The organism is Actinomadura monticuli, from assembly GCF_041463655.1.
In the GTDB taxonomy this organism is placed as follows: Bacteria; Actinomycetota; Actinomycetes; order Streptosporangiales; family Streptosporangiaceae; genus Spirillospora; species Spirillospora monticuli.
In genome coordinates this window covers 110,564-135,425 of sequence record NZ_JAXCEI010000016.1, presented here as the reverse complement: position 1 = coordinate 135,425, position 24,862 = coordinate 110,564, and the positions used below count along the sequence as shown (strand labels likewise).

Genomic DNA, 24,862 nt, shown 5'->3' with positions numbered 1-24,862 from the left:
CGGAAGCGGCCACGATGCGCGGGCGCCGGCGCGCCCGAGTGCGCGCGCGGCGACCCGCCCGCTCGCCCGGCGCGCTCCTGATGCCCGTCACCTGGGCCCCGCCGTCCATCCCGAACGCCGCCAAACACGGTTGGCCCGATGCGCGAGCAGGCGGCTGGCCACGGCGGCACGCGGATTCCATGCCGCCGACGGGACCGGAGGACGCCATCCCCGGCCGCGCCGCCTACCGTCTAAAGGGGGCCTCCGGTGAAGGCGATAGGTGAGCGACATGACCACGGCCGGGACACGGGCGGCGCAGACACCGCTCGCCCTGCACAGGCCGGGGCCGGCGCGGGTCCAGGACTACCTGCTCGGCGGGAAGGACAACTACTCCTGCGACCGCCGGCTCGCGCACCGGATCCTCGACCTCCTCCCCCAGGCGGCGGAGGCCGCGCACGCCGCCCGCGCGTTCCTCGCCGGGTCGGTCCGGATCCTCGCCGAACGCGGCCTGCGGCAGTTCCTCGACCTCGGCTGCGGCCTGCCGAGGAGCGACAACCTGCACCAGATCGCCGCCCGGCACATCGGCGGCACCCGGGTCGTCTACGTCGACCACGACCCGCTCGTCATCGCCCACGTCCGCGCGCTGCTGGTCGACGGCGGCAACATCGCGGCGCTGCGGGCCGACATCCGCGACCCCGCCGCGGTCCTCGGCAGCCCGGAGGTGCGGCGGCTGATCGACCCGTCCGAGCCGGTCGCGCTGGTGCTGTCCTCCGTCCTGCACTTCCTGCCCGGCGCCCGCGACCTGGTCGAGGAGCTGACGTCGGCGGCCCCGCCGGGCAGCGCCCTGGTCGTCTCGCACCTCACCGCCGACTTCGCCCCGGCCGGGATCGCCGAGGCCGCGCGGCGCTACCGGGAGGCGAGCGGCATCGTCCTGCACCCGCGCGGCTTCGCCGACGTGGCGGGGCTCCTCGGGCGGTTCCGGCCGCTGCCGCCCGGCGTGACGCCGCTGACCGGCGGGACGGTCTTCCGCGACCCGCTCATGCACGGCGTCGTGGCCGTGCGCTGAGCCGCCCGGCGCCCGGCGCCAGTGTGGGGTTGATCACAATCGCCCGGTCCGGCGGGCTCCTCCGCTTCGTCCCGCCGCACCGTCCGGCGGCCCTGCTCCGGCCGGTCGTCCGGCGTTCCGCCGCCGTCACGCTGAGTCAGCCACCGGGCTGCGCGCTCAGGAAAATCTCATTCGCCCGTGAGGAAAGGTAACGGTTCGGCCCCTATGGTGGCCCCCGATGCCGACGAACACCTTGACCTCATCGGACGCGACGATCGGTGCTCCTGCGGAGCGGGCTCCCCGGATGGGGTGGCTGGACGCCCTGCGGGGCCTGGCCGCCATGGTGGTGGTGTTCGAGCACTCCCTGGACGTCCTGCTGCCCGAGGTGCGCAGGACGGCCAGCCCCTGGTTCGACTTCGGCCGGTACGGGGTGTTCGTGTTCTTCCTCGTCAGCGGCTACGTCGTGCCGTTCTCGCTGCAGCGGCGCGGCAGCGTCCGGCACTTCTGGGCCGGGCGGCTCTTCCGGCTGTACCCGGCGTGGGCCGTGTCGCTGGCGCTGGCGCTGCTGCTCGGGACGGCCGGCGTCACCTACGGGCTGCCCGCCGCGCTCGCCGACCGGCCGTGGGCGTCCGGGCTCGCGCACCTGACGATGCTGCAGGACCTGCTGGGCGTGCCGAACGCCGTCAACGTGCTCTGGACGCTGTCCTACGAGATGGTGTTCTACCTGCTGATCACGGCGATGTTCGTCGCCGGGGTGCACCGCGCCAGCGACCGGGTGGCGCTGGGATTCGGGGTGGGCGCGGCGATGCTCGGCGTGGCGCTGCCGTCCGGGCTGCTCGCGTCCCGGTGGCCGGGCGGGACGATCCTCGCCGCCGCGCTGCTGCTGGCCGGCGGTCTCGCCGCCATGCTCAGCGGGCGGCGGGCGGTGCGCCGGGCCGGGGTCGTCGTCGTGGCGGCGCTGGCGCTGACCCTGCTCGTGCTCAACAGCCGCATCGGCGCCATCGAGAGCCTCTGCATCATCGCCACGATGTTCGCCGGGACCGCGGTCCGCGGGATCCAGGAGGGGCGGCTCCGCCGCTGGCCGGCCGTCGCGATGGTCGCGGTCGTGCCCGCCCTCACCCTGGTGGCGGGCATGCGGACCCCGACGTCCTGGGCCCTGCACGCCAACCCGAACCCGCTCGGGCGGGACTGGTCCATCGCCGTGGCCGCCGCCTGGCTGACCTTCCTGATCGGTCTCGCGCTCCGCCGCCGCCGCATGCCCCGCTTCCTGGTGTGGTCGGGGATGATCAGCTACTCGCTCTACCTGCTGCACCCGCTGGTCGTCCAGGTGGTCTGGTACGCGGCCGGGCGGGACACCTGGGGCCTGCCCGTGCCCGTCCGGGCGGCCTGGGGGGTGGTGCTGGTCGCGGCCGTGCTGGTGTCCGCCGCGCTCACGCACCGGTACGTCGAACGCCCCGCGCAGCGCCTCGGACGCCGCCTGACGGGTCCCCGCCGCGCCTCCCCCGCCACCGCCGCGGGCGCCGCCCCGCAGCCCGCGCGGCCCTGACGCCGTCCGGCCGCCGGCGGGGCGGGGGCGGGTGATGACAGCCCCTCCTTTCTTGCCTAGGGTGAGGCCGATTCGTTCCCACCCCCGAACCGCCGAACGGACACCGGATGACACCTGGGCCCATGCCCGCCGAGCTGCCGGAACTCCTGCGGCAGCACCTTCAGGCCGCCGTCGACGAGATGGAGCGGGAGATCCGCGACCAGGTGCCGGAGTACGCGGGCGACGACGGCGGCGAGTACGCGCAGCGCGTGGAGCGGACCGTCAGCGACACCGTCGCGTTCTACGTGGACTCCGTCGACCACCCGAACGCCGACTCCCGCAAGATCACCGAGCTGTACATGCGGCTCGGCGAGGAGGAGGCCCGGCAGGGCCGCAGCCTCGACGCGCTGCAGAACGCGATGCGGGTGAGCAGCCAGGTCGCGTGCCGGCGCTTCATCAAGGACGCCTACCGGCTCGGCTGGTCGCGGGAGACGCTCGGCCGGCTGACCGACTCGCTGTTCATGCTGCTGGCGCGCGTCGCCGACGCCGCCGCGCAGGGGTACGCGCGCCAGCAGGGGCAGCTGGCGACCGAGCGGGAGCGACGCCGCGACCGGCTGCGGGACCTGCTGGTCGCCGAGCCGCCCGCCGGCCCGGAGACGATCGCCGAGCTGGCGGTCGCGGCCCGCTGGGAGCTGCCGAAGAGCATCGCCCTGGTCGCGCTGCCCGCCGGGGCGCCCGCGGGCGCGCGGATCCTGCCGCCCGGCGTGCTGGCCGACTGGGACGCGCCGGTGCCGTTCCTCGTCGTTCCCGACCCGGAGGGCCCCGGCCAGGACCGGCTGTGGCCGGTGCTGCGCAGGCTCGGCACCGCCGCGATCGGACCGACCGTGCCGCTCGGGCAGGGCGCCGCCTCGCTGCGCTGGGCCCGGCACGCGCTGACGCTGGCCGAGCGCGGCCTGCTGCCGTCCGATGGACCGGTCCGCTGCGTGGACCACATCGCCGCGCTGGCCACGCTCGCGGCGGACGAGCTGGTCGGCGCGACCGCCGAGGCCGTCCTCGGGCCGCTGCTCGAGCTGGCCCCGGCGCGCCGGCAGCCGCTCGCCGAGACGCTGCTGACCTATCTGGAGTGCGGCGACAACGCGGTGATCGCGGCGGAGCGGCTGCACATCCACGAGCAGACCGTCCGGTACCGGCTGCGCCGCATCACCGAGCTGACCGGCGGGCGGTTCTCCGAGCTGGACGGGCGCCTCGACCTCCTGCTGATGCTCAGCTGGCTGGTGCGCACCGGCCGCGCCGACCGGACGGCCTGACCCGGACGGCCACTCGGCCCCCAGGGCCGGACGCGGTCAGAGGAAGGCGGCGACGCGGGCGGCGAACTCCTCGGGCGTGACGATCTCGACGCCGAGCTTCTCCGCCTTGGCCTTCTTCGAGCCCGCCTTCTCCCCCGCGACGAGCAGCGACGTGCGGGCCGACACCGACGAGGACGCCTTGCCGCCGGCGCGCTCGATCAGCTCGTTCACCTGGTTGCGGGACAGGCTCTCCAGCGGCCCCGACATCGATCCGGTGGCGACGACGGACAGCCCGGCCAGCGGAAGGGCGGAGGTCTCCGGCCCGGACTCCCCGGACTCCGCGGGCTCCCCGGACTCCGCGGCTTCTGCCGGGCCGGTCGCGCCGGGCTCGGTCATGGTGACGCCCGCCGCGACGAGCTTGTCGATCAGCGGGGCCAGCTCGGCGATCTCGGCGACCAGGATCGCGGCGCGCTCCGGGCCGACGCCGTCCACCCGCTGGAACGCCGCGTCGTCGGCCGCGCGGATCGCGTCCATCGTGGCGAAGTGGCGGGCGATGCGCCGCGACATGGACCGGCCGGTGCCGCGCACGCCGAGCGCGCAGAACACCTTGTTCAGCGGCTTGGCCTTCGCGCCCTCGATCGCGGCGAGCAGGGCCGCGGTGCTGGTCTCGCCCATCCGCTCCAGGCCGATGACCTGGTCGTGGGAGAGGAAGAACAGGTCGGCGAAGTCGGTGATGAGCCCGGCGTCGACGAGCTGGTCGATGCGGTTCTCGCCGAGCCCCTCGATGTCGAGCTGGTCGCGGCCGACGGCGTACCGGACGGACGCGACCGCGTGGCAGGCCCGGCCGCGCACGCAGCGCCACCGCTGCTGCGAGGCGTCGATCGCGTCGCCGCAGCGCGGGCAGGCCGAGGGCGGCTCGATCGGCCGCTCGCCGCCGGTGCGCAGGTGCACGACCGGCGCCTCCACGCGCGGGATCACGTCGCCGGCCTTGTAGACGGTGACGTGGTCGCCGATCATCAGGCCGCGCCGCTCGATGTCGGCGGCGTTGTGCAGGGTCGCGTAGGTGACGGTCGAGCCGTCGAGCTCGACGGGCCGCAGCACGGCGCGCGGAGCGATGACGCCGGTGCGGCCGACGTTCCACTCCACCTCCAGCAGCCGGGTGATCTTCTCGACGGCGGGCAGCTTGTAGGCGATCGCCCAGCGGGGCGCGCGGGAGGAGATCCCGGCCTCGGCCTGGTCGGCCGCGGCGTCCGCCTTGACCACGATGCCGTCGATGCCGAAGTCCAGCCCGGCGCGGAGCGCGGCGATCTCCTCGATGCGCTCGGTCACCCGCTCGACGGTCGCCGCGGTGATCGCGGGGACGGGCGTCGCGGCGGTGGTGTGCGCGCCGAGCCCGGCGACCAGCTCCATGATCCCGCTGTGCGGCAGCTCGCGCAGCCGCGCGGCGGTCTCGTCGTCGGTGCCGTCCAGGGGGAGGGCGCCGTAGGCGAAGAAGGTCATCTCGACCTGGTAGGGGCGGTCCTTGGCGCGCAGGGACCCGGCGGCGGCGCTGCGCGGATTGGCGAACGCCGCGCCGCCGGCGGCCGTGCGGGCGGCGTTGGCGGCCTCGAACTGCGCGTGCGTCATCAGCACCTCGCCGCGCAGCTCGACCGTGACCGGCGCGGCGAGCCGCCCCGGCAGCCCGGCGATCATGCCGATGCCGTGCGAGACGTCCTCGCCGGCGGCGCCGTCGCCGCGGGTGACCAGCCGGACGAGCCGGCCGCCGGAGTAGCGGGCCGAGATCGCCAGCCCGTCCAGCTTCGGCTCGACGCTCCACGCCGCGACCTCGCGGCCGAGCCTGCGGGCCAGGCCCGCCGCCCACGCCTCCAGGCCCTCGGCCGAGAACACGTTGTCGAGGCTCAGCATCGGGACGGTGTGCGGGACGTCCCCGGCCACCGCTCCCCCGGCGACCTTGCCCGTCGGCGAGTCGGGCAGCACCTCGCCGGGGTGGTCGGCCTCGTAGGCGGCGATGCCGCGCACCAGCCGGTCGAAGGCGTCGTCGTCGAGCGGCGAGTCGCCCTCGCCGTAGTAGGCGGCGGAGGCGGCGACGGCGGTCTGGACGGCGGCGGCGTAGGCCGCCTGGTCGCCGATCTCGGTGCGGGCCGGTGTCTCGATCATGGGCACATCATGCCTGGTACCACCGACATTTCCGGCCCGTCAGGCACCGCCCAGACGGTGCCCGAGGAAGGCGAGCTGGGGGCGGAGCCGGGACCGCCAGAAGGCGGCGTCGTGGCAGCCCGCGCCGACCGCGCCCGCCGGGTGGACGCGGTCCCGGAACCTGCGCGCCATGGCCGCGAACGGGTCGCTCGCCCCGCAGTCGACGCGGAGCGGGACGCCTTTCAGCGCGCCCGGCGCGGCGAAGACGTCGTTGCGGGCGAAGTCGGCGGCGCCGTCGAACGCGCGCGGGTTGGCGGAGCGGGCGTCCTCGTACGACGCGAACAGCGCCGGGGACGAGGCGACGACGGCCGCCGTCCGGGCGGCGCCGAGCCGGCGGGTCAGGACGAGCGCGCCGTAGCCGCCCATCGACCAGCCGATGAGGCCGACGCGCTCGGTCCGGGCGCCGCGCTCGCGCAGGCGCGGCAGCAGCTCGTCCACGACCATCCCGATGGGGTCGTCGCCGTTCGCGCGGCGGCGGGTGATCACATCGAGTCCTTCATGACGGGAGTGTAGGGGCCTCGTCGTGCCTCCGGGCGGCGTGCGCGGACCGGGACAGGAGCGCCACCCCGGCGGTGAGCAGCAGCACGCTGAAGGAGACGGCGGTGAACGCCGCGGCGGTCCGGGGCGGGAGCGTCTCGAAGGCGAGGGCGGCCACCAGGTAGGACGCGATCGGGTTGGTCATCGTCATCGCCGTCATCGCGGCGGGCAGCGACCCGGCGGCGAACGCCCGCTGCTCCAGCACGAGCCCGAGCAGCGTGCTGCCCGCGAGCGCGTAGCCGGGCCAGTCCACGGCGGTGGCCGCGACGCCGCGGTCGACGAGGTCGGCGGTGGTCAGCTTGATCAGCACCGCGGTGGCGGCGAAGCACAGGCCGGCGCAGACGCCGAGCAGCGTGGCGCGCACCGGCCCGGCCCGCAGCCACGCCGCCCGCGACAGCACGACGATGGCCGGCGCCGCGATCAGGCCCGCGAGCAGGATCCGCGGCCGGGACGGCGCGCCCTCCGGCGGGATCGCGCCCGGCACCGTGAACAGCACGGCGAGGCCCGCCGACACGGCGACGCCGCCGAGCAGGTCCATCCGGGCGGGGCGGCGTCCGGTGCCGACCGTGCCGAGCACGATGGTGAAGACGAGCTGGGTGACCAGCAGCGGCTGGACGAGGGCGGTCGACCCGAAGTGCAGCGCGATCGCCTGCGCGCAGAAGCCGGCCAGGTTCACGCCCCACCCGGTCAGCCATACCGGGTCGCGGACCAGCCGCCGGATGAGCCCGTGCGCGGCGCTGGCGTCCGAGCCGCCGTGCACCGCGCGCCTGGCGGCCCGGTACTGGAGCGCGGCGGCGGCGGCGAACAGGAACGCGGCGAGGAGGGCGAAGCCGACCGACCACCCCATCAGGCCGTCCCGCTCTGGGCCCCGCTGCCGGCACCGCTGCCCGCGCCGACGGCGGCGGCGAGCCCCTCGAACGCCCGCAGGAGGCCGTCCGGGAACGCGGCCGCCTCGGGCAGCACCCGCGGCTCGGCGGTCACCGAGATGTGCAGCGACCCGTTCCAGCTCAGCGCGCCCACGGCGAACGGCACGCCGTCGGCGAGCGGCAGGATCGGGTGGACGTCCCCGAGCGGCACGCCCGCGAGCGACATCGGCAGCGGCGGTCCCGGCATGTTGGAGACGATCCCACCGAAGAACCCCGCCCGGTAGGTGCCGCGCGCCGCGCGGGCGTGCAGCGGCGGCGGCAGCGCGCCCATCAGCCGGAGCGCGGCGGTGCTCGCCACCGCCCGGCCGGACCTGCGGCGCCGCTCGGCGGCCGCGTGCACGGCCGCCAGCCGGTCGCGGACGGGCATCGGGTCCACCGGGACGTCGAGGCGCAGCGCGGCGGTCAGGTTGCCGGGCACGGCGGTGCGGCCCCGGCCGGGCGGCGCGGGGGCGCGCAGGGTCATCGGGACGGCGGCGCGCAGCGGCCGTCCGTCCGGCCGCTCGCCGCGGCGTTCCAGCACGTCCGCGACGACCTCGCCGGCCAGGGCGAGGAGCACGTCGGTGACGCGGGCCCCGGACGCGCGGGCGACCGCCCGGACCCGGTCGAGCGGCAGCGTGGCGGTGCCGAAGACGCGGGCCGGGCCGAGCGTCCCGGCGACGGACGCGGTCCGGGCGGCGCCGTCGAGGCCGAGCAGCGCCAGGCCGGGCAGGACGGCGGCGGCGCGCGCCAGCCGGCCGGGGCCGCGCCGGGGGGCCGCCTCCGGCAGCGCGGGCTCCAGGAGCCCGCGCAGGATGTCGACGGCGCCGATCCCGTCGGCGATGGCATGGTGGAAGAGGATCACGACGGCGTCCGGGCCGTCCGGTCCGCGGCGGACGAGGCAGAACCGCCACAGCGGGCGCCCGTGGTCGAGCGGCTCGGCGACGAGGCGGGCGACGAGGTCGTCCAGGGCGCGGCGGCCGGGCGCGGGCAGCCGCACCTCCTGGACGTGCCGGCACAGGTCGACGGCGCCGGTCTCCACCCAGCGCGGCCGCCGGAAGGCGCCGCCGGGGCGGACCCGCTGGGTGAGGCGGGGCAGCCGGGGCAGCCGCTCGGCGAACAGGGCGCGGACCCGCTCGGCGGACGGCGCGGGCCCGGCGAACTCGGCGACCCCGCCCACCACCTGCGGGACGTCGCGGCTCTCGACGTGCAGGAAGAAGGAGTCGGCGGCGGCCACCCGCTGCTCGCGGCGGGGCCGCGCCGGGTCGCGCGGCCGGCGTCCCTCCACCAGCCGGGCGCGCGCCCGCTCGGCGGCGGCCGCCGCCGGGACGAGCAGCAGCCCGCCCGGGATGTCCACGACGTAGTGGGCGGACGTCGCGACGATCACCAGACCCGTCACGACCAGGTGCAGGGCGCAGAGCCAGGTGAAGAACGCGCCGCACCTGGCCCGCACGGCCGCCACCCCGATCCAGGCGACCCAGCCGATGTGCAGGCTCGGCATCGCGGCGTAGGGGTTGGCGCCCGCGGACACGACCCCGGTGCCCCAGGTGGCCGGCGGATGGTGCAGCGCGATGATGTCGGTGTAGCCCTCGCCGGCCAGCAGCCTCGGCGGGGTCGCCGGCCACAGCGCGAAGCAGCAGATCGCGATCAGCGTGACGAGGATCAGCGTGTTGCGCGCCCACGCGTAGACCGGGCTGCGCCGCCACCACAGCCAGGCGAGGAACCCGAAGGTGCCGATCACGTAGGTGGTGGCGTACTCCCACGCCGCGGCGGCCCCGAGCGGGCCGTGCCGGACGAGCAGGTCGTTCAGCGGGCGCTCGGCGTCCAGGTGCGCCCACCGCTCGAACTCCAGCAGGGCGCGCCCGTGCGCGTCGCTGGTCGCGCGGTCGCCGCTGAACGCGTGGGTGAACACCAGGTACACGACCAGGACGGCCAGCGCGGTGGCGATCTCGCGCGCGGCCGACGCGGCGCGTCCCCCGTCGGCGTCGGCGTCCCCCGTCCCGGGCGCCGGCGCCCCGGCCCGGCTCACGATGCCCCTCCCGCCTCGCGCATCGCTCCACCCCCTCCCGATCATCCTCCCCACGATCGGACGGGACGACCATCGAGGGCCCGCTCACTTCCCGGGACATCGCGCGGAACCGCCACAATGGACGCGGACGGAGCTGACGCGGGACGGGCGGGGACGGTGGGACGGTCACCATGTACGCCGAGGAACGACAGCAGGCGATCCTTGCGCTGGCGCGCTCCAAGGGCCGGGTGGACGTGGTCGCGCTGTCGGAGGAGTTCTCGGTCACGACCGGGGAGAAGCGGCGCATCGCCAAGGCGGCGCTGGCGGAGCTGCCCGCCGACGGGTCGATCATCGTGGACGCGGGCACGACCACCTGGTGCGGTTCGGCGGGCTGTCCGACATCGACGTGCTGATCACCGACACCGGGCTGGACACCGACCTCGCCGCCGCCGGCCCGGAGGTCGTCCGCGCCTGAGCGCCCGGGAAGGGCCGGGGGTGGGGCCGCCGTCCCGCGCCGCCGGGGCGGTCGCCGCGGGACGGCGGCGGTACCCGTCAGCCGGCGGCGGGGATGCCGTTGGCGGGCGCGGGCGGTTGCGGGGTCGTGTAGGGCTGGATCGGGCCGTCACCGTCGTCGGTCGTCAGCGGCTGCCCCTCGGGCACGACGTTCTCGCCCTCGATCTTGCCGATCACCGCGCCGGTGTACCCGGCGTGCGAGCCGGCGCTGAACGCGAACGGGACGACGCCCGGCCCGGTGAAGTGCGACTTCTCCAGCGCCTCGACGATGCTCGTGCGGGTCGGGTTCTTCCCGGCCGCCTGCAGCGCCTGGACGAAGGTGTAGGCGACCGACATCCCGTAGACGATGTTGCCGTTGAACGGCAGCTTCGGGATGTACTGGGCGTGGATCTTCTTGAACAGCTGCGTCCAGCTGTTGGATTCGTCGCCGGGCGCGGCCAGGTAGCCGTCGGTGATCATGCCCTGGATGAGCGGGCTGCCCTTGACCTCGCTGCCGCCCTTCTTGGCGAAGCTCTCCAGCAGCCCGGTGAGGGTGATCGGGTCGGACCCGACGTTGCTGACGACGAACGTCGGCTTGTAGTTCAGCTTCAGCGCGGCGAGCCGGAACAGCGCCGTGTAGGTGGGGATGCTGAACAGCACGACGACGTCCGCCTTGGACTGGGCGATCGCCTGGGCCTGCGCGCCGATGTCGGTGTTGCCCGGCTGGTAGGACTGCCGGGACACCACGTCCGCCTTCGGGATGTACTTGTCGAGGCCCTTCACCCCGTCCTGGCCGAAGTCGTCGTTCTGGAAGAAGTAGGCGACCTTCTTCCCGGCGAACGTCTTCTTCACGTGGTCGCCGAGGATCTTGCCCTCGCGGATGTAGTCGACCTGCCAGCCGAACGTCTGCGGGTGCTTGTCGGGCTGGTCCCAGCAGCCGCAGCCGGACGCGACGAACAGGTCGGGGACGCGCTGGGCGTTGAGGTAGTCGACGACCTTGGAGTGGGTGGGGGTGCCCAGCCCGTTGAAGATCGCGAAGACCTTGTCCTGGAGGACGAGCTTCTGCGTGACGCTGACGGTCTGGGTCGGGTTGTAGGCGTCGTCGACGTACTTGTAGACGATCTTGCGCCCGTTGACGCCGCCGTTGGCGTTGACGTAGTCGAAGAACGCCTTGGACGCCGCCGAGTTGGCGCTGTAGCCGGGCGCGGCCGGGCCGGTCAGCGGCTGGTGGCTGCCGATGGTGACGGTGGTGGCGGTGACGCCGGGCGCGCCCGAGTCCCCGCCGTCCCCGCCGTCACCGCCGCAGCCGCTCGCCGCGACCGCCAGCGTCGCCGCGGTCATCAGGGCGAGCGCCCTGGTCCGCAATCGCTTCATCTGCTCCTCCTGGGTGCGTGGTGGTGGGCCCCGATGTGGCTGTCGATGCGGAACCGCGCGGCCCGGGAGCCCGGTCGCGCCTCGTGAGCACGCGGCGCCGGACGGCGCCGCCGATGTCGCGCAGTCCTCCCTGGAGGCCGCGTGGGAAGGCCAGCGTCACCACGATCAGGACGAGGCCGTAGATGGCGAGGGGCAGGTTGGAGGCGATGTTGTGCGACAGGCCGGACGAGGACGACAGGTCGGACGCCCACGTCGGCACGTAGACCAGGATCAGCGCGCCCCACACGGCGCCCGGCAGGCTGCCGAGGCCGCCGATGATGATCGCGGCGATCAGCTGGAGGGAGAGGGTGAGCGGGAACGCGCCCGGCGCGGCGAGCGTGGCGACCACGGCGAGCAGCCCGCCGCCGAGCCCGGCGCAGGCGGCCGACACGACGGTCGCGGCGATCCGCAGCCGGGCGACGCGGACCCCGCTGAGCGCGGCGGCGATCTCGTCGTCGCGGCTGGCCCGCAGCGTCCGGCCGAACCGGCCGCGGACGAGGTTGGCGAGCAGGAACAGGGTGATGACGGCGCCGAGGCAGGAGATCCACGCCTGCCAGCGCTCCAGCGGGAACGTCGCGCCGAGCGACTCGGGCGGGATCGGCGGGACGAGCGTCAGCCCGTTCTGCCCGCCGAGCAGGTCGGTGAGCGGCTTGTAGTTGGCGAGGCCGGGCAGCCCGACGGCGAACGCGAGGGTGGCGCCGGCGAGGTAGGGGCCGTGCAGCCGGGCGGCGACCGCGCCGACCACGACGCCCGCGACCGCGGTGACGCCGGCGGCGGCCGCGAGGACGGCGGCGAGCGGCCAGCCCCAGTGCCCGGTGATCAGCACGACGGTGTAGGCGCCGACCGCCATGAACGCCCCGTGCCCGAGCGAGATCTGCCCGCCGAGCCCGGTCAGCACGGTCAGGCCCGCGACCGCGCAGGTGAGGTAGGCGACCTGCGCGATCTGCAGGTCCCGGTAGGGGCCGACCGCCGTCGTCAGGAAGTACAGCGCGGCGATCGCCGCGAGGGCGCCGGCGGTGTGCCGCGCCAGGGTGGAGCGGCGCAGGACGTTCAGGACGGTTCCCACCGCGCTACACCCGCCGTCCCGCGCTCGCGGCGAACAGGCCGTTGGGTCTGATCATCAGGACGGTGATCAGCGCGGCGAGCGCCCCGAACGTGACCAGGTCCGAGCTGACGTAGCCGGACACGTAGCTGAGCGCGCAGCCGAGCAGCAGCCCGCCGGTGACGGCGCCGGCGGGGCTGTCCAGCCCGCCGATCACCGCCGCGGTGAACCCGAACACGAGCATCGCGTCGAACTGGGCGGGCCCGACGAACACCGACGGCGCGATCAGCACCCCGGCGAGGGACCCGACGAGCGCGGCGAGCGCCCACCCGAGCGTCAGCATCCGGCCGACGCGGACGCCCTGCAGCCGGGCGATCTCGGGCGCGAACGCGGACGCCCGCAGCCGCAGCCCGAGGTCGGTGCGGACGAACAGCAGCGTCAGCAGCACCATCACCGCGGCGACGGCGCCGATGACGAACAGGTCGAACGGGGACAGCAGCAGCCGCGTCCCGGCCACCGACAGCCCCTTGATGGTGAAGGCGGGCGGGTAGGAGTGCGGCGTGTCGCCCCAGATCATGCCCGCGCCCGCCTGGAGCAGCACGTAGAGGCCGAGCGTGACGATGACGGCGTTCAGCGGCGGCTTGTTCTCCACCGGCCGGACCACCACCCGCTCGATCACCGCGCCGAGCACCAGCCCGGACGCCAGCGCGACGCCGAGCGCGAGCCAGTAGGAGCCGCCGTTGTCGATGACGCTCCAGCCGAGGAACGTCGTGAACATCAGCATCCCGCCCTGCGCGAAGTTCACGATGCGCGTGGCCCGCCAGATCAGCACGAGCGCGAGCGCGACCGCCGCGAACACCACGCCGGAGGTGATGCCGGCGAGCGTGAGATTGATGAAGCGCACCATCAGAACCCCAGGTAGGCGTGGCGGAGGCGGTCGTCGGCGGCGATGGTCGCGGCGGCCTCGGAGGCCACCACCGCGCCGAGGTCGAGGACGACGGCGCGGTCGGCGACCGACAGGGCGCTGCGGGCGTTCTGCTCGACGAGCAGCACGGTGCGGCCGTCCTCGTCGCACAGTCGCCGCAGCACGGCCATGAGCTGGGCGACCACGCGCGGCGCCAGGCCGAGGGACGGCTCGTCCACCAGCAGCAGCCGCGGCGCGCCGGTGAGGGCCCGCGCCAGCGCGAGCATCTGCCGCTCCCCGCCGGACAGGGTCGCGGCGGTCTTGGCCCGGCGCTCGGCGAGCGGCGGGAACAGCTCGTACATCTCGGCGACCCGGCGCGCGAGCGCGGCCCGGTCCCGCCGCCCCGACACCCTCCACAGCCCGCCGAGCCGCAGGTTGTCCTCGACGGTCAGCTCGGTGATGACGCCGCCGCTCTGCGGGACGTGCGCGACGCCGCGCCGGACGATGTCCTCGACCGGGAGCCGGGTGATGTCCGCGCCGTCCAGCTCGACGCGTCCCGCCTTGGGCCGCAGCAGGCCGGAGACCGCGCGCAGCAGCGTCGTCTTCCCGGCCCCGTTCGCGCCGAGGACGGCGGTCAGGGAGCCCTCGTCCACCGACAGGTCCACGCCGCCGATCGCGCGGACGGCGCCGTACTGGACGGTGAGGTCCTTCACCTCAAGCACCCGCGACCTCCTCGCCGAGGTAGGCGTCGAGGACGGCCGGGTCGTCGCGGACCTCGGCGGGCGTCCCGCTCGCGATGACCTTGCCGAAGTCCAGCACGACGACCTGGTCGCAGACGTTCATCACGAGGTCCATGTGGTGCTCGACGAGGACGACCGCGGGCCCGCCGCGCAGCCCCCGGATCAGCTCGGCCAGCTCGTCCATCTCCGCGGCCGACAGGCCGGCCGCCGGCTCGTCCAGCAGCAGCAGGTCGGGCTCGGCGACCAGCGCGCGGGCCAGCGCGACCCGCTTCTGCACCCCGTAGGGCAGCTGCCCGGGCAGCCGCGCCGCCTCCCCCGCCACGCCCAGTTCCGCGAGCCGGGCGAGCGCGCGCTCCCGCAGCGCCGCCTCGTCGCGGTCGGCGCGCGGCAGCGCGAGGAGCCCGGACCAGAACCCGGCCCGGGCCTGCCTGTCGGCGCCGACCATCACGTTCTCCAGGACGGTGAGCCCGGGAAAGAGCCCGAGGCCCTGCAAGGTACGGGCGATGCCGAGCCGCGTCAGGTCGTGCGGCCGATGCCGGCCAAGAACCCTTCCCCGCCAGCGCACCTCGCCCGAGCGCGGCCGGACGAACCCGCACACGACGTTGAAGAGGGTGGTCTTGCCGGCCCCGTTCGGGCCGATCACGCCGGTGACCCGGCCCTGCGGCGCGGACAGCGACACGCCGTCCAGTGCGACCAGCCCGGCGAAGCGGACGGTCACCTCTCGTAGTTCCAAGTTCACGGAGGAGCCGGACATAACGCCTCACCTCGCCGTTGAAACAGCGTGAATCCCCCGAGGCCGAAATGCACATACCGACTGGTCGGATTCCATGAAGATAGAATCACCGGGCACTCCCGGTCAACAGTCGGCGCGGCCGGTCCCGGCACGCGCCCGCCCGGCCCCGCCGGTAGGCTGTCGGCGATCTACGGGCGGCCGTTGCCGGGACGGTGCGAGACCCCGGGGGGTTCCCGGAACGGAGGTGGAGTGATGACGCAGGCGCCCGTAGGCCGGGTCCCCGGCAACCTGCCGCTGCCCGACCGGCTGCTCGCCGTGGCGACCCGCATGTTCGCCGAGAAGGGGTTCGAGAACACCTCGGTCCAGGAGATCGTGAACGCCGCCGGCGTCACCAAGGGGGCCATGTACCACTACTTCGGCTCCAAGGACGATCTCCTCTACGAGATCTACCACCGGCTCCTCGGCCTGCAGATGTCCCGCCTGGAGCAGATCGCGGACGGCCCCGGCACCGCCGAGGAGCGCCTGCGCGCCGCCGCCGTCGACGTCCTCAACACCTCGTTCCTCTACCTCGACGACTTCACGGTCTTCTTCCGCTCGACGCACCTGCTCCCCCGCGACCGCCGCGAGGCCGTCCGCGCCGAGCGCCGCCGCTACCACGAGCGCTTCCGCGCCCTGGTCGAGGAGGGCCAGCGCGCCGGCGCCTTCCGCGCCGCCACCCCGGCCGACATCGCCGTCCACTTCTTCTTCGGGACGGTCCACCAGATCGGCGTCTGGTACCGCCCCGGCGGCACCCTGAAGACCGAGGCCATCAGCGACCACTACGTCGACCTGTTCCTCAACGGACTGCGCCGCTGACCCACTCCCGGGGGCCGCGGCGCGCGCTTCCGCTCCATCAGCGCTCCACGTGCTCGACCTTGAGCTTCGCGGCCTTGTGGTCGGCGCGGAGGGGCTTCTTGTCGAACTTGCCGACGGTGGTCTTGGGGATCTCGTCCAGGAAGGTCCAGTATTCGGGGACCTGCCAGCGCGCGACCTTCCCGGCGAGGAAGGCGGCCAGCTCACCGGGGGTCGCGGCGGCGCCGGGGCGCAGGACGACGCAGGCGAGCGGGCGCTCGTCCCAGCGCGGGTCGGGGATGCCGATGACGGCGGCCTCGGCGACGGCGGGGTGGGCCATCAGGTGGTTCTCCAGCTCGACGGAGGAGATCCATTCGCCGCCCGACTTGATGACGTCCTTGGCCCGGTCGGTGATCTGGAAGAAGCCCCGGTCGTCGATGGTGCCGATGTCGCCGGTGCGGAGCCAGCCGCCGTCGAACTTCGCGGGCGCCGGGTCGCGGTGGTAGGCGCCGGTGATCCACGGCCCGCGGACCTCGATCTCGCCGACGGCCTCGCCGTCCCACGGCAGCTCGGCGCCCGCGTCGTCCACGATGCGCATCTCGACGCCGGCGGCGACGCGGCCGGACTTGAGGCGCCAGTCCATGTCCTCCGCCGTGCCTGGCTCGACGCCGGGCGGCGGGAACGCCATGCCGCCGAGCGGGCTGGTCTCGGTCATGCCCCAGCCCTGGATGATGCGCAGCCCGTACCGCTGCTCGAAGCGCTCCAGCAGGATCCGGGGCGCGGCGGCGCCGCCGGAGGTGCCGGCGCGCAGGGACGACAGGTCGATCTCGTGCTGGTCGCCGTGGGCCAGGATCCCGTTCCAGATCGTGGGGACGGCCGAGGCAAGGGTGCTCTTCTCCGCCGCGATGAACTCCGTGAGGTGCTCAGGCTGCATGAACGGGCCGGGCATGTGCAGCGTCGCCCCCGAGAGGAACGCGCCGTACGGGAGGCCCCACGCGTTGACGTGGAACATCGGGACGATGGTGAGGACGCGGTCGGCCTCGGTGATGCCGATCATCGACGCCGACTGCACGGCCATGGCGTGCAGGAACGTGGAGCGGTGCGAGTACACGACGCCCTTGGGGTCGCCCGTGGTGCCGCTGGTGTAGCACATGGACGCGGCGGAGCGCTCGTCCACGTCGGGCCATCCGAAGCCGGGCTCCTCGGCGGCCAGCAGGTCGTGGTAGCGCAGGACGGGCGCGCCGTTGCCGTTCGCCTGCAGCGGTGAGGCGTCGCCGTCGCCGACCACCACGAACGCCTCGACGGCCGGCAGCTCGTGCACGACCCGCGCCAGCAGCGGGACGAGGCTGTCGTCCACGATGACGACCTGGTCGTCGGCGTGGTTGATGATGTGCGCGAGCTGCTCGGGGAACAGCCGGATGTTCAGCGTGTGGAGCACCGCGCCCATCGCCGGGACCGCGAAGTAGGCCTCCAGGTGCTCCTGGTTGTTCCAGCAGAACGTCGCCACCCGGTCGCCGCGGCGGACGCCGAGCCGCGCCAGGGCGGCCGCGAGCCGCTCGGCGTTGCCGGCGATCGCCGCGAACGTCGCCCGCCGGGGCGGGCCGCCGCCCGTCCAGGTCACGCACTCGCTGCGGCCGTAGACGCGCGCCCCGTGCCGCAGGATCGCGGCGACGGACAGCGGGAAGTCCTGCATCGTGCTGGGGATCATGGCAATTCTCCAGGATGGCGCGCGACGGCGAGGGGAAGGGCCGGAGGGCACGGAATTCTGCACATACCGACCGGTCGGTTCACCATAATTTCAGCGCCCCGCCCTCGTCAATCGACCGGCCGTCGATCGACCGGCCGTCGATCAACCGGCGAGGACGGAGACGGTCTCGGCGACGCAGACCGGCTTGCCGCCTCCCTCGCGCTCGATCGTCACGCGGACGGTGGCGCGGGCGCCGGCGGGGCCGCGTTCCAGCGACAGCAGCTCGGCGCCCGCGCGGACCCGCGAGCCGACCGGCACCGGCGCGGGGAAGCGGACCTTGTTCACGCCGTAGTTCACGCCCATCCGCAGGCGGGTCGATGTGGATCCACTGGTGGTCGCCGGTCGCGTCCGCGAACAGGTTCACCCGCTCCTGCGTGATCGCGTGCCACCCGCTGTGGCCGAGATGGGTTCCGACGGCCTTCTCGTACTCGTCATCGCGTGCGCCGACTCGGCGGGCAGGTTCGCCTCCAGGAGCGCGTGCAGCTCGTCGGCGGCCGGCAGCTCCCGGCTGCGGGACGCGTCGAGCTGCTTCTTCCAGCGCCGGACCTGGCGGGCGAGGAACCCCTCGGGGCGGCCGAACCCGGCGAGGCCGACCTCGGCCGGGTCGACGCGGTGCAGGTCGACGCGGGTGTCGATCATCCGGTCGGCGATCCGCGCCACGCGCCCGGGGCCGAGCGGCGCCAGTTCGGCCGCGGACCGGTACGGCGTGCCCTCGACCATCTCCATGACGTAGAAGGGCGCGCCGATCACGTCCGGGTCCTCGCACAGGGCGTAGGTCTCCGGGACGGGGACGGCGGTCCCGGCCAGCGCGGTCAGCACCCGGTACTCGCGCGCCATGTCGTGGGCGGTCGCGAGCACGTGCCCGAGCGGCGGACGCCGGACGATCCAGGAGCGGAGCCCGTCGGTGACCTCGTAGGTGAGGTTGGACCGCCCGCCGTCGACGACCCGCGCCCGCAGCGGCCCGGCGACCGCGCCCGGGCAGGCCCGCTCGAAGAACTCCCGGAACCGGGCGGCCGCCAGCCCGGGGACATCGCCCTCCTGGAATAACCGCAATGTGCCTCCGCATCGATCAAAGCCTTGTACCGTCCGGGTACCGTCCGGTCGGTATGGCGCAGGATGCCGGAGTGACGCGCGCGCGAGCGCGTCCGAGAGGGATCCGGCACACGCCGCCCCTGGGCAGGTCTCCGCACGTAGATGAGACCATACCGACTGGTCGGTTTCAATAGCAGAAGTTATTGCCATTCATGGGCGGCGGCATTACGGTGACCGCACGACGGACGGCGAAGACGCACTTCGCCGCTCGTCAGGACCGGTTCTCGGGGGAGAACAGCGCCCGGAGGAGTCCCTGAATGTCCGTATCCTCGCCCACTGACGCCGGCGCCGCCGAGGGCGCCGCCGCACCCGGCCTCGCGGCCCGGCTGTGGCGGCGCGACCTTCCGCACTATCCCGAGACGGGACGCCGCTACGGCTATCTCGCGATCGTGGTCGTCACCACGATCGTCCTGTACTACCTGCTCTACATCCAGTACGCCGTCGCGACGTCGATCATGTCGCACTACTCGATGACGTTCGCCTACTTCATCCTGCTGTCGGTGATCGGCAACGCGATCGGCGCGTTCGCCTCGCTGCTCGCCGGGCTCGCCGACCGGTGGGGCCGCGCGAACCTCGTCGTGTACGGCCTGCTGATCGCCGGCCTGCTGGTGCTGGCGCTGCCGCACTCGCCGGGCAAGCACACGTTCCTCGTGCTGTTCGCGGTGCTCAGCTTCATCGAGGGCATCGTCCTCGTCGCGACCCCGGCGCTGATCCGCGACTTCTCGCCGCAGCTCGGCCGCGCCACCGCGATGGGCTTCTGGACGATGGGCCCGGTGCTCGGCAGCCTCGTCGTCACGACCGTGACCAGCGCGACGCTCGACACCTCCACCTGGCAGGACGAGCTGCGCTACTCCGGCTACGCCGCGCTGGCGGTGTTCGTCATCGCGCTGTTCGGGCTGCGGGAGCTGGCCCCGGCGCTCCGCGACCAGATCATGGTCAGCATGCGCGACCGCGCGCTGATCGAGGCGCGCGCCAAGGGCATCGACCCGGCCCTGCACGCGTCCGGGCACTGGCGGCAGATGATGCGGCTGGACGTCGTCGGGTCCGCCTTCGCGATCAGCGTCTACCTGCTGCTCTACTACGCGGCCGTCGGCAACTTCGTCATCTACTTCTCCGCCACGTTCGGCTACAGCGAGCAGCGCACCAACGGGCTCGCCAACTGGTACTGGGCGGCCAACGCCGTCGCGCTCGTCGTGGCGGGGCTCCTCTCGGACCGGCTCGGCGTCCGCAAGCCGCTGATGCTCGCCGGCGGGATCGGCTCGGTCGCGGCCACGGCGTACTTCGCGCAGCTCGCCGTCCACCCCGACACCGGCTACTACACCTTCGCCTGGCTGTTCATCGCCATCGGGGTGTTCGGCGGCCTGGCCTACGCGCCGTGGATGGCGGGCTTCACCGAGACCGTCGAGAGGCACAACCCGGCGGCCACCGCGACCGGTCTCGCCGTGTGGGGGTGGATCCTGCGGCTCGTCGTGGCGGGTTCGGCGGCCTTCGTCCCGCTGGTGGTGACGTCGGTGACGCCGCTCGTGGAGCACGGGCACGAGGTCCAGGTCGCCTCGAAGGAGGCCGCCCCCGCGCTCGCCGTCGTCAAGCAGCACCCGCAGCTGTTCGCCGAGCTGGGCAAGTACCCGCCCGGCCAGGCCCCGGCGGAGTTGCAGGCCCGCGCCGCGAAGGAGGTCGGGCTGCCCGGGCTCGCGACCGTGCAGAAGGCCCAGCCGCAGCTGAAGGTGCTGGAGGAGCACGGCGCCGACGTGCAGAAGGCGTCGGAGGAGGGGCCCGGCCAGTGGCGGACGTGGTGGTACGTCTGCCTGGGCGGCCAGATCGTGTTCCTGCCGTTCATCTTCATCATGACGGGACGCTGGAGCCCGAGGCGCGCCCACGAGGACGCCGAGGCGCACCGGCAGGCGATCGACAGGGAGCTGGCGGCGCTCGCCAAGGACTGATCGCGGCAGACCACCCCGGAGCGCGAGCCCCCGGCCGGGCCCTCCCCCCGGCCGGGGGCTCGCGGCGTCCGGGCCGCGGGCCCGGCCAGATTACTTAGCTTGGCAAATATATAAGCCTGTGATACACCGGAGGGCATGGAACCGCCGAACCCCGCCGGCGAGCTGGAGCTCGCCGCGGGCCTCGGGCGCGTGTACTCGCTGATGCGCTCGCTGTCCCTGCCCCGCGACCTGTCGATGACGACCGTCTCCACCCTCGCCACGCTGGAGCGGCTCGGCCCCCGCCGGGTGACCGAGCTGGCCGCGTTCGAGGGCGTCACCCAGCCCGGCATGACGCAGCTGGTGTCCCGGCTGGAGCGGGAGGGGCTGGCGGAGCGCCGCGCGCTGCCCGGTGACCGCCGGGTCGTCGCGGTGCACCTCACCGAAGCGGGACGCGCCGAGCTGGCGCGGCGGCGGGCGGCGCAGGCCAAGCGGCTGGCCGAGCTGCTCGCCGGACTCCCCGCCGCCGACCGGGAGGCGATCGCCGCCGCGCTGCCGGCCCTCGACCGGCTGGCCGGCGCGGCCCTCGGCGTCCCCGGAACCCCGAACCCCGGAGAGCACGGATGAGATCGGTCACCGAAGGGCGCGCGGCGGCGCAGAGCCCGTTCCGCCAGCCGAAGGCCGTCTGGGCCGTCGCGTTCGCCTGCGTCATCTCCTTCATGGGCATCGGGCTCGTCGACCCGATCCTGCCCGCGATCTCCGAGGACCTGAACGCCTCCCCCAGCCAGGTCACCCTGCTGTTCACCAGCTACCTGGTGGTGACGGCGGTCGCGATGCTGGTGACGGGCTTCGTGTCCAGCCGCATCGGCGCGAAGCGCACCCTGATCGCCGGCCTGGCCCTGATCGTGGTGTTCAGCGCCCTCGCCGGGACGTCCGGCAGCATCGGCGGGATCATCGGCTTCCGGGCGGGCTGGGGGCTCGGGAACGCGCTGTTCATCGCCACCTCCCTCGCCGTCATCGTGTCGTCGGCGAGCGGCGGGCTCGGCGGCGCGATCATCGCCTACGAGTCCGCGCTCGGGCTCGGCATCGCCGTCGGGCCGCTGCTCGGCGGCGTGCTCGGCGACATCAGCTGGCGCGGCCCGTTCTACGGCGTCGCCGCGCTGATGGCCCTCGCGCTGCTGGCCACCGCCGTCCTGGTCAGGCCGCAGCCGAGACCGGCGCGCAGGACCTCGATCGCCGACCCGCTCAAGGCGCTGCGGCACCGCGGGCTCCTCGTCATGAGCCTGACCGCGCTCTGCTACAACTGGGGCTTCTTCACCGTCCTCGGGTACGCGCCGTTCCCGATGGAGCTGAGCGCGATGAGGCTCGGCCTCGTGTTCACCGCGTGGGGGCTGCTCGTCGCGGTGTTCGCGGTGTTCGGCGCGCCCCGGCTGCAGCGCCGGTTCGGCCTCGCCCGCACCCTCTACGGCAACCTCGCGCTGTTCGCGGTGAACGTGGCGGTGATCGCGGTCTTCGTGGACTCGCGGGCGGTGCTGGTCGCCGCCGTGATCGTCGCCGGCGTCTTCATAGGCGTGAACAACACGGTGACCACGCAGGCCGTGATGATGGTCGCGCCGGTGGAGCGTCCGGTGGCGTCGGCCGCGTACGGGTTCGTCCGGTTCATCGGCGGCGGCCTCGCCCCCTACGCGGCGGGACGGCTCGTCGAGCACACCAACATCCACGTCCCGTTCGCGATCGGCGCGGGCGTGGTCGTCCTCGGCATCGCGATCCTGACCCTGGGCCACCGTGACCTCGTGAACGCGGAGCGCGCGCAGGCCGAGGTCGACGCGCACGCCCGCCGGGGCGAGCCCGGCGCGGAGATCACCGAGGCGGCGGAGACGGGCTCCGGATCCGGTTCGTAACGGTCCGTTTTACGCACCCGGCCACAAAAAGACTCTGATCTTTTCCGCACGCGGATGTCTAGCCGCGGCGGCGCGGCCAGGGTTGGATCGGCGCTATGAAGATCGCCGCGCGGGCGGCGACGATCGCGGCGCTGCTGGCCGCGCTCGTCGCCCACCCCCTGCCCGCCGGGGCGTCCGAGGACGCCCCCGGAACGACGAAGCACACCATCGCCATGGGCGGCTGGGACCGTCCCTACCTCCTGCACCTCCCCCCCGGCGCCCAGGCCGGCAAGCCCCTGCCGCTGATCGTGACCCTGCACGGCGGCCTGAACGACCCCGAGTACGTCCGCAAGCAGAGCGGGCTCGACGAGGTCGCCGACGAGCAGGGCTACGCCGTCGCCTACCCCGAGGGGTTCCTCGGCACGTGGAACGCCGGGGCCTGCTGCTCCTTCGCCCGCTGGGCCGGGATCGACGACATGGCCTTCCTCGACACGCTGATCGACACGCTGGTGAAGGAGGGCGTCGCCGATCCGCGCCGGGTGTTCATGACCGGCTTCTCCAACGGCGGCGGCATGGCCTACCGGTACGCGTGCCAGCGCGCGGAGCGGCTCGCCGGGATCGCCGTCGTCTCGGGCGCACTCGCCATCGGCTGCACGCCGTCGCAGCCGGTGTCGGTGCTGGCGTTCCACGGGACGTGGGACCCGTCCGTCCCCTACACGGGCGGCGGGAACATGGACGCCGACGTCCACTTCCCGTTCTTCGCCGTCCAGCTCGTCATGGAGTTCTGGCGCTGGGTGGACGGGCTGGGCCCGCTGTCGTGGCCCGTCCCGGGCGGCCCGGAGGGCTGCGTCGGCACCGGGCCCGGACGGCTCGTGGTCGCGCTGTGCACCGAGCAGCAAGGCGGGCACGAATGGCCGTCCTACGCGAGCGGGATGATCGGCCGGTTCTTCGCGGAGCGGCCGTCGCTCCCCGCGGGCTGACGAGGACGGAGGGGCGGGCGGCGCGGGGAACGCCGCCCGCCCCGGGCTCATCGGACGGTCAGCCCGCCAGGCTGCGCGGGCGGATGTCCTTCCAGTTGGCCGTCACGTAGCCGATGCAGTCGGACCGCGGCTCGGGCCCGAACACCGTCGTCCACCCCGCGGGGACGTCGGCGAACGCCGGCCACAGCGAGTGCTGCCCCTCGGCGTTGACGAGGACGCGGAACTCCGCGTCGCGGTCGTCGAACGGGTTGGTCATCATGCCTCCCTGCTTCCTGCTGACCGACACTTCCTGCTGACCGACGCTTCCTTCCAACCGACGCTTCCCGCTAGCCGACGGGGGTGACGCGGGCCGACCGCCGGGCGATGGACCGGACGATCTCCCCGGTGCGGACGGCGGTCATGGACAGCAGCGACGACGCGATCCCGTGGCTGTGCTCGGTCGCGCCCTGCAGGTAGACGCCCCACGCACGACCAGGATCGGTGGCGATGCGGTAGTCGCGCTCGACGACGGGGCGCCCGTCCGGGCCGGCGAGGCAGTCGGCGCCCGCCTCGCCCAGCAGGTCGAACGGGTCGCGCTCGCGGTAGCCGGTGGCGTAGACGACGGCGTCGGCGTCCAGGTCGGCGACCTCGCCGGTGGGCAGGAACGCCACCTTGACCCGCGCTCCCCCCGCGTCGCCGCGGACGTCCAGGACGCGCGAGACGTTGAGGATGCGCAGCCTCTCGGCGCCCGCGACCTTCTCGGCATAGGCGCGCCGGTACAGCTCGTCGATGAGGTCGAGGTCGACCACGGAGTAGTTGGTGTTGCGGGAGTACTCGAACAGCATCCGCTTCACGTCGTCGGGGGCCGCGTAGTAGTGGTCGACGGCCGCCGGGTCGAAGATGCGGTTGGCGAACGCGCTGTCGTCGGCGGGCGAGTACCCGTACCGGGCGAAGACCGCGCAGACCTCGGTCTCCGGGAAGGTGCGGTGCAGGTACTCGACCGCCTCGGCGGCGCTCTGCCCGGCGCCGACCACGACGAGCCGGCGCGGGTTCCAGTCCGCGCGCTCGCCGAGCCGGGTGAGCAGGTCCTCGGTGTGCCAGATCCGCTCGCCCGCCCGGACGCCCTCGGGCAGGACGGGTTCGAGGCCGACGCCGATGACGACGTCGCGCGCGAGGTGCGTCTCCAGCCGGTCGTCCCGCCGCACGACGACCTCGAGCGTCTCGTCGTCGCGGGGACGGAGCCCGACGACCTCCGTCCCGTAGCGGACGCGGTCGGCGAACGCGGCGGCCGTCCATTCGAGGTAGTCGTGGAACTCCACGCGCGTCGGGAACATCGTCTTGTGGTTGACGAAGTCGACGAGCCGGCCCCGGTCGTGCAGGTAGGCGAGGAACGAGTACCGGCTGGCGGGGTTGCGCAGCGACACCAGGTCCTTGAGGAAGTGGACCTGCATGGTGGCGCCGTCGATCAGCATGCCCCGGTGCCAGCCGAAGCGCGGCTGCTTCTCGAAGAACACCACGTCCACGCCGGTGCCGGTCTCCCCGGGCCCGCCGTGCTCTTCGGCGAGCGCGACGGCGAGCGCGAGGTTGGACGGGCCGAAGCCGATCCCGACCACGTCGTGGACGCGGGGCTGCATG

General features: G+C 74.1%; 23 protein-coding genes. 9 read left to right on the top strand and 14 right to left on the bottom strand.

Going from position 1 to position 24,862, the window contains the following annotated elements:
- Nucleotides 1-268 precede the first annotated feature (268 nt).
- The 3 genes from SM611_RS29995 (at nt 269) to SM611_RS29985 (ending at nt 3,856) form a co-directional block, all read left to right on the top strand.
- Complete coding sequence (locus SM611_RS29995) at nt 269-1,045, top strand: SAM-dependent methyltransferase (protein ID WP_371953686.1); 777 nt, start codon at nt 269-271, stop codon at nt 1,043-1,045.
- A 217-nt stretch (nt 1,046-1,262) separates the two neighbouring features.
- Nucleotides 1,263-2,570, top strand: coding sequence for an acyltransferase family protein (locus SM611_RS29990; RefSeq protein WP_371953667.1), 1,308 nt, complete (start codon nt 1,263-1,265; stop codon nt 2,568-2,570).
- Nucleotides 2,571-2,677: 107 nt separating this feature from the next.
- Nucleotides 2,678-3,856: a PucR family transcriptional regulator gene (locus tag SM611_RS29985; RefSeq protein ID WP_371953666.1), complete on the top strand. Its 1,179-nt coding sequence runs from the start codon at nt 2,678-2,680 to the stop codon at nt 3,854-3,856.
- A gap of 36 nt (nt 3,857-3,892) precedes the next feature.
- Here SM611_RS29985 and ligA read toward each other — a convergent pair whose 3' ends face one another.
- Genes ligA through SM611_RS29965 form a run of 4 tightly spaced genes read right to left on the bottom strand, consistent with a single transcriptional unit; the run spans nt 3,893 to nt 9,499 of the window.
- The gene (ligA, locus tag SM611_RS29980) at nt 3,893-5,992 is read right to left on the bottom strand and encodes an NAD-dependent DNA ligase LigA (RefSeq protein ID WP_371953665.1); all 2,100 of its coding nucleotides are present in this window, start codon (nt 5,990-5,992) and stop codon (nt 3,893-3,895) included.
- Between the two features lie 39 nt (nt 5,993-6,031).
- Nucleotides 6,032-6,517, bottom strand: a complete 486-nt coding sequence (locus SM611_RS29975) for an alpha/beta hydrolase (RefSeq protein ID WP_371953664.1) — start codon at nt 6,515-6,517, stop codon at nt 6,032-6,034.
- Nucleotides 6,518-6,527: 10 nt separating this feature from the next.
- Nucleotides 6,528-7,415 carry a DMT family transporter gene (locus SM611_RS29970; protein ID WP_371953663.1) on the bottom strand — a complete coding sequence of 296 codons (888 nt, stop codon included), beginning with the start codon at nt 7,413-7,415 and terminating at the stop codon, nt 6,528-6,530.
- Nucleotides 7,415-9,499, bottom strand: coding sequence for a bifunctional phosphatase PAP2/O-acyltransferase family protein (locus tag SM611_RS29965; protein ID WP_371953662.1), 2,085 nt, complete (start codon nt 9,497-9,499; stop codon nt 7,415-7,417). The genes SM611_RS29970 and SM611_RS29965 overlap by 1 nt, the downstream gene beginning before the upstream one ends.
- A 170-nt stretch (nt 9,500-9,669) precedes the next feature.
- On the opposite strand from SM611_RS29965, the gene SM611_RS29960 reads away from it, so the two are divergent.
- Nucleotides 9,670-9,891 carry a DeoR/GlpR family DNA-binding transcription regulator gene (locus SM611_RS29960; RefSeq protein WP_371953661.1) on the top strand — a complete coding sequence of 74 codons (222 nt, stop codon included), beginning with the start codon at nt 9,670-9,672 and terminating at the stop codon, nt 9,889-9,891.
- A 139-nt stretch (nt 9,892-10,030) separates the two neighbouring features.
- Here SM611_RS29960 and SM611_RS29955 read toward each other — a convergent pair whose 3' ends face one another.
- Genes SM611_RS29955 through SM611_RS29935 form a run of 5 tightly spaced genes read right to left on the bottom strand, consistent with a single transcriptional unit; the run spans nt 10,031 to nt 14,823 of the window.
- Complete coding sequence (locus SM611_RS29955; protein ID WP_371953660.1) at nt 10,031-11,344, bottom strand: ABC transporter substrate-binding protein; 1,314 nt, start codon at nt 11,342-11,344, stop codon at nt 10,031-10,033.
- On the bottom strand, nt 11,265-12,449 hold the full coding sequence (locus SM611_RS29950; protein ID WP_371953659.1) for a branched-chain amino acid ABC transporter permease: 1,185 nt from the start codon (nt 12,447-12,449) through the stop codon (nt 11,265-11,267). Before SM611_RS29950 ends, SM611_RS29955 begins: the two co-directional genes overlap by 80 nt.
- Nucleotides 12,450-12,453: 4 nt before the next feature.
- Nucleotides 12,454-13,332 (bottom strand): branched-chain amino acid ABC transporter permease, encoded by an 879-nt coding sequence (locus SM611_RS29945; RefSeq protein ID WP_371953658.1) that lies wholly within the window; start codon nt 13,330-13,332, stop codon nt 12,454-12,456.
- Nucleotides 13,332-14,051: an ABC transporter ATP-binding protein gene (locus SM611_RS29940; protein ID WP_371953657.1), complete on the bottom strand. Its 720-nt coding sequence runs from the start codon at nt 14,049-14,051 to the stop codon at nt 13,332-13,334. The genes SM611_RS29945 and SM611_RS29940 overlap by 1 nt, the downstream gene beginning before the upstream one ends.
- The gene (locus tag SM611_RS29935) at nt 14,044-14,823 is read right to left on the bottom strand and encodes an ABC transporter ATP-binding protein (protein WP_371953656.1); all 780 of its coding nucleotides are present in this window, start codon (nt 14,821-14,823) and stop codon (nt 14,044-14,046) included. The genes SM611_RS29940 and SM611_RS29935 overlap by 8 nt, the downstream gene beginning before the upstream one ends.
- A 231-nt stretch (nt 14,824-15,054) precedes the next feature.
- On the opposite strand from SM611_RS29935, the gene SM611_RS29930 reads away from it, so the two are divergent.
- Nucleotides 15,055-15,657, top strand: a complete 603-nt coding sequence (locus tag SM611_RS29930) for a TetR/AcrR family transcriptional regulator (protein WP_371953655.1) — start codon at nt 15,055-15,057, stop codon at nt 15,655-15,657.
- A gap of 37 nt (nt 15,658-15,694) precedes the next feature.
- Here SM611_RS29930 and SM611_RS29925 read toward each other — a convergent pair whose 3' ends face one another.
- The 3 genes from SM611_RS29925 to SM611_RS29915 all read right to left on the bottom strand — a co-directional run bounded on the left by SM611_RS29925 (nt 15,695) and on the right by SM611_RS29915 (nt 18,433).
- Nucleotides 15,695-17,341 (bottom strand): long-chain fatty acid--CoA ligase, encoded by a 1,647-nt coding sequence (locus tag SM611_RS29925; protein WP_371953654.1) that lies wholly within the window; start codon nt 17,339-17,341, stop codon nt 15,695-15,697.
- 79 nt (nt 17,342-17,420) lie between these two features.
- Nucleotides 17,421-17,759: a hypothetical protein gene (locus SM611_RS29920; RefSeq protein ID WP_371953685.1), complete on the bottom strand. Its 339-nt coding sequence runs from the start codon at nt 17,757-17,759 to the stop codon at nt 17,421-17,423.
- Nucleotides 17,741-18,433, bottom strand: a complete 693-nt coding sequence (locus tag SM611_RS29915) for a phosphotransferase family protein (RefSeq protein ID WP_371953653.1) — start codon at nt 18,431-18,433, stop codon at nt 17,741-17,743. The genes SM611_RS29920 and SM611_RS29915 overlap by 19 nt, the downstream gene beginning before the upstream one ends.
- Nucleotides 18,434-18,729: 296 nt before the next feature.
- On the opposite strand from SM611_RS29915, the gene SM611_RS29910 reads away from it, so the two are divergent.
- From SM611_RS29910 to SM611_RS29895, 4 genes are all read left to right on the top strand, one after another.
- The gene (locus tag SM611_RS29910) at nt 18,730-20,412 is read left to right on the top strand and encodes an MFS transporter (protein ID WP_371953652.1); all 1,683 of its coding nucleotides are present in this window, start codon (nt 18,730-18,732) and stop codon (nt 20,410-20,412) included.
- 135 nt (nt 20,413-20,547) lie between these two features.
- Nucleotides 20,548-21,015: a MarR family winged helix-turn-helix transcriptional regulator gene (locus SM611_RS29905; protein ID WP_371953651.1), complete on the top strand. Its 468-nt coding sequence runs from the start codon at nt 20,548-20,550 to the stop codon at nt 21,013-21,015.
- On the top strand, nt 21,012-22,289 hold the full coding sequence (locus tag SM611_RS29900; protein ID WP_371953650.1) for an MFS transporter: 1,278 nt from the start codon (nt 21,012-21,014) through the stop codon (nt 22,287-22,289). Before SM611_RS29905 ends, SM611_RS29900 begins: the two co-directional genes overlap by 4 nt.
- A 95-nt stretch (nt 22,290-22,384) precedes the next feature.
- Nucleotides 22,385-23,248, top strand: coding sequence for a CE1 family esterase (locus tag SM611_RS29895; RefSeq protein ID WP_371953649.1), 864 nt, complete (start codon nt 22,385-22,387; stop codon nt 23,246-23,248).
- Nucleotides 23,249-23,306: 58 nt separating this feature from the next.
- Here the strand turns inward: SM611_RS29895 and SM611_RS29890 are convergent, their stop codons facing one another.
- Entirely contained in the window at nt 23,307-23,504 is a 198-nt protein-coding gene (locus SM611_RS29890) for an MbtH family protein (protein ID WP_371953648.1), read from the bottom strand.
- Between the two features lie 70 nt (nt 23,505-23,574).
- Nucleotides 23,575-24,861 (bottom strand): lysine N(6)-hydroxylase/L-ornithine N(5)-oxygenase family protein, encoded by a 1,287-nt coding sequence (locus SM611_RS29885; RefSeq protein ID WP_371953647.1) that lies wholly within the window; start codon nt 24,859-24,861, stop codon nt 23,575-23,577.
- Nucleotide 24,862: the final 1 nt, after the last annotated feature.

Excerpts from the sequence above, each read along its gene's own strand:
- SM611_RS29995 (WP_371953686.1), top strand. The coding sequence starts at position 269 with ATGACCACGGCCGGGACACGGGCGGCGCAGACACCGCTCGCCCTGCAC.
- SM611_RS29990 (WP_371953667.1), top strand. The coding sequence starts at position 1,263 with ATGCCGACGAACACCTTGACCTCATCGGACGCGACGATCGGTGCTCCT.
- SM611_RS29985 (WP_371953666.1), top strand. The coding sequence starts at position 2,678 with ATGACACCTGGGCCCATGCCCGCCGAGCTGCCGGAACTCCTGCGGCAG.
- ligA (WP_371953665.1), bottom strand. The coding sequence starts at position 5,992 with ATGATCGAGACACCGGCCCGCACCGAGATCGGCGACCAGGCGGCCTAC.
- SM611_RS29970 (WP_371953663.1), bottom strand. The coding sequence starts at position 7,415 with ATGGGGTGGTCGGTCGGCTTCGCCCTCCTCGCCGCGTTCCTGTTCGCC.
- SM611_RS29960 (WP_371953661.1), top strand. The coding sequence starts at position 9,670 with ATGTACGCCGAGGAACGACAGCAGGCGATCCTTGCGCTGGCGCGCTCC.
- SM611_RS29955 (WP_371953660.1), bottom strand. The coding sequence starts at position 11,344 with ATGAAGCGATTGCGGACCAGGGCGCTCGCCCTGATGACCGCGGCGACG.
- SM611_RS29945 (WP_371953658.1), bottom strand. The coding sequence starts at position 13,332 with ATGGTGCGCTTCATCAATCTCACGCTCGCCGGCATCACCTCCGGCGTG.
- SM611_RS29935 (WP_371953656.1), bottom strand. The coding sequence starts at position 14,823 with ATGTCCGGCTCCTCCGTGAACTTGGAACTACGAGAGGTGACCGTCCGC.
- SM611_RS29930 (WP_371953655.1), top strand. The coding sequence starts at position 15,055 with ATGACGCAGGCGCCCGTAGGCCGGGTCCCCGGCAACCTGCCGCTGCCC.
- SM611_RS29925 (WP_371953654.1), bottom strand. The coding sequence starts at position 17,341 with ATGATCCCCAGCACGATGCAGGACTTCCCGCTGTCCGTCGCCGCGATC.
- SM611_RS29910 (WP_371953652.1), top strand. The coding sequence starts at position 18,730 with ATGTCCGTATCCTCGCCCACTGACGCCGGCGCCGCCGAGGGCGCCGCC.
- SM611_RS29905 (WP_371953651.1), top strand. The coding sequence starts at position 20,548 with ATGGAACCGCCGAACCCCGCCGGCGAGCTGGAGCTCGCCGCGGGCCTC.
- SM611_RS29900 (WP_371953650.1), top strand. The coding sequence starts at position 21,012 with ATGAGATCGGTCACCGAAGGGCGCGCGGCGGCGCAGAGCCCGTTCCGC.
- SM611_RS29895 (WP_371953649.1), top strand. The coding sequence starts at position 22,385 with ATGAAGATCGCCGCGCGGGCGGCGACGATCGCGGCGCTGCTGGCCGCG.
- SM611_RS29890 (WP_371953648.1), bottom strand. The coding sequence starts at position 23,504 with ATGACCAACCCGTTCGACGACCGCGACGCGGAGTTCCGCGTCCTCGTC.
- SM611_RS29885 (WP_371953647.1), bottom strand. The coding sequence starts at position 24,861 with ATGCAGCCCCGCGTCCACGACGTGGTCGGGATCGGCTTCGGCCCGTCC.